The 2,801-nt window shown below is 49.1% G+C and carries 1 pseudogene; it reads right to left on the minus strand.

The features are described from left to right. Positions 1 to 2,801 (minus strand): annotated as a pseudogene (locus HMPREF9420_RS12565) (helicase); the annotation flags it as partial.

The raw sequence follows: 2,801 nt of genomic DNA on the forward strand, positions 1-2,801 counted from the left end.
CCCAACATAGAGGTAGAACCGAAGATAATGCGGATATCCCCACGGTTCATAGCATCTACCATCGCCTTCTTTGCCTTCTCGTTCTTGCACTCCTGAATGAAGCGTATCTCGTAGGACGGGATGTGATAGTCTTCTACCAGCTTACGCTTAATTTCCGAATAGACATTAAAGTCTCCACCGGGCTTATAAGTACCTAAATCAGAGAAAACGAACTGCGTACCTTTCTGTGCGTCGAACTTTTGGTAATAGTCATTGAGCATCTTGGCACAATGGCTTGCCTTGTTGTCTATATGGTCTGAGTACCCTTTTTCATCAATCATGCGTAAATCAAGGCTCATCTTGCGCGCGTAGTCTGTTGCGATAAGCATCTTTGCCCTTTCCTCACTCTCACTCAGAGGTGCACGTCCCAGGATTGTGGCATCGCCACTCTTGGCAAACTCCATCAGTTTGCCGATAAAAACTTCCTGCTCGGGTGTCGGTGGTATGTTGTGCAGTATCTCATTCTTCTCTGGTCTGTCAATGCCAATGTCTTTGGCAGTGCGAAAATCGCAAATCTCCGCATAGAACGCAGCCAGCTCAGGTACCTTAATGAATGTTCTGAACCGTTCCTTCTGAATGATGTCATTCGTGATGGAGAACTCGTAGTCGGTCGATTTCTTGGCAAAAACCGCTGCCCAAGCATCAAAGCTGTTGATTCCCTGCTTCTCCAAAGCCTGCGGACGGAGATACTTAAAGAGCAGATACAACTCTGTCAGCGAATTACTGATAGTCGTTCCTGAAAGGAAAGTGGCTCCCAAATCCTTGCCCGACCGCTCCTGTATGGTGCGTATGGCAAAGAGCATATTCAAGGCTCGCTGTGAGCCGTCCGGATTGCCCAAGCCCGACACACGGTCGTGGCGGGTATTGAACATCAGGTTCTTGAACTGGTGTGATTCATCTACAAAGAGGTGGTCGATACCCATCATCTTGAAATCTACGGCATCGTCTTTTCTTTCGGCGATGCTGTCCTGTATGTTCTGCAGCTTTGCTTCCAGCGTCTGCTTGCGCTTCTCCAAGCCTTTGAGCATCCCACGGGAGATGTCTCTTCCTTGTTGTCGCAACACTTCGAGATTCTCTTCCACTGAGTCCAGTTCCTTCTGCATAATCGCTTCCTGTATCTCCAAGGCCTGCGGTATCATGCCGAACTGTTCGTGCGTCAAGATAATACAGTCCCAGTCGTTGTTTTTGATGTCGTTAAAAATACGCTGGCGGTTCTGCTTGTTGAAATCATTCTTGCCTGGATAGAGTACCTTAGCATTAGGATAAGCTTTCCTAAAAGTATCGGCAATGTCGAATACGTTTGCCTTCAGACCGATAATCATCGGCTTGTTTGCCAGTCCCAATCGCTTCATCTCGTAGGCAGCCGTACACATGATGAGTGTCTTTCCCGCACCCACCTCGTGGTCACAGATGCCGCCACCGTTGGTTTTGAGCATCCACACGGCATCCTTCTGACTCTTGTAGAGGTCTGCAATACCCAATCGTCTGAGGTCAAGGTAGGGAAACGTCTGGTGCGTGCCGTCAAAATTAGGTCGCACAAAACAGTTGAAAAGGCGGTTGTAACGGTCGGATAACTGCTGCTTGAACGTGTCAGGTGTCCGTCCGAGCCAATCGACAAAGCCCTGTCTGATTTCTTCAATCTTGGCATTTGCCATCTGTATGGCATGTCCGTCCCTTACTTTGATGGTCTTGGTCTCTCCCGTAACCTTATCTGTCACCTCCTTGCTCTTGTTGATGTCGGGAATGGTGTTGTGCAGGGCGTGCTTGAGGAGATTGATGCCGTCATAGCGGCGGAACTCACCTTGTACGGCATACTTGTGCCAGATATTGGCATTCTTATGGTCGCAGATAATGCTGTACTCGTCCATGTTGGAATGGTAGGATACACCAATATCCGTCCCGAAAAACTCTGAGGCAAACCTGCCATAGACTTTGGCAGGTATCCAGCGTTCACCGAGATTGAAGTCAAGGTCCGCAAAAGGAATGGGTGTTGGCGTGGCTGCACGCAGGGCAGCAAGGCTCTGCTTTGCTTCTTCGTGTTCGGGATGGTCCAAGAGCCACGACTCGATACGCTCCGCCTTTTCTATTACATTGCCCGAAATGAACTTGTCCGCCACCTCGTAAGCATTCTCTTCGGGATTGAAATATATACGACCTTCCAAGGAAGAAATAATGTCGCTTTCCTCCATATCAGGTAAAAGTGAACTCATGTAGTCAAGTTCCACCGTACCGTACTTGTTGAGCGATGCACCCAGTGCCTCCATCGGGTCGGTAGCAATGGAAAGTTCGGTAGTAGAAAATGCCGTAGGATGGTCAAAGATGTCCGCCTTGACGTACTTGCCGTTTTCGGAGCGTTCCAAGAAGAGCATTTCCACGCCTGTAGCATCCATCTTGATAATGTCAGTGTTCGCCTTCTGATTAAAGTAGCCCCAGCGTGCAACATAGTCATCATACAAGTGATTGAGTCTGCTACGGTCTTCTCTATCTTCTGCATGGTTCTCTGCCTCGTAGTCATAGAGACGATGATAGCACTCCCGTATCTCGATATAGGCTTTGAGTCGGGAAAGCTGCGCATACGGCAAGTCCATCGGGTTGAAGGTTGGATGTCGCTTTAAGTCAGAAAGAAACCCCACCTGCCCTTTTTGCACGACAATGGAGCCGTCTCTTATGTGGGAGTCCGGCGAAGAGAGAAAAGGGCGCGGGGAAGCGTCAAACTCCTTTCTGACTTCCGCTATAGGTTTTGGCTTGCGCTCCTCGGCTGG

Origin of the sequence: Segatella salivae DSM 15606 (assembly GCF_000185845.1) — a bacterium.
Taxonomy (GTDB): Bacteria; Bacteroidota; Bacteroidia; order Bacteroidales; family Bacteroidaceae; genus Prevotella; species Prevotella salivae.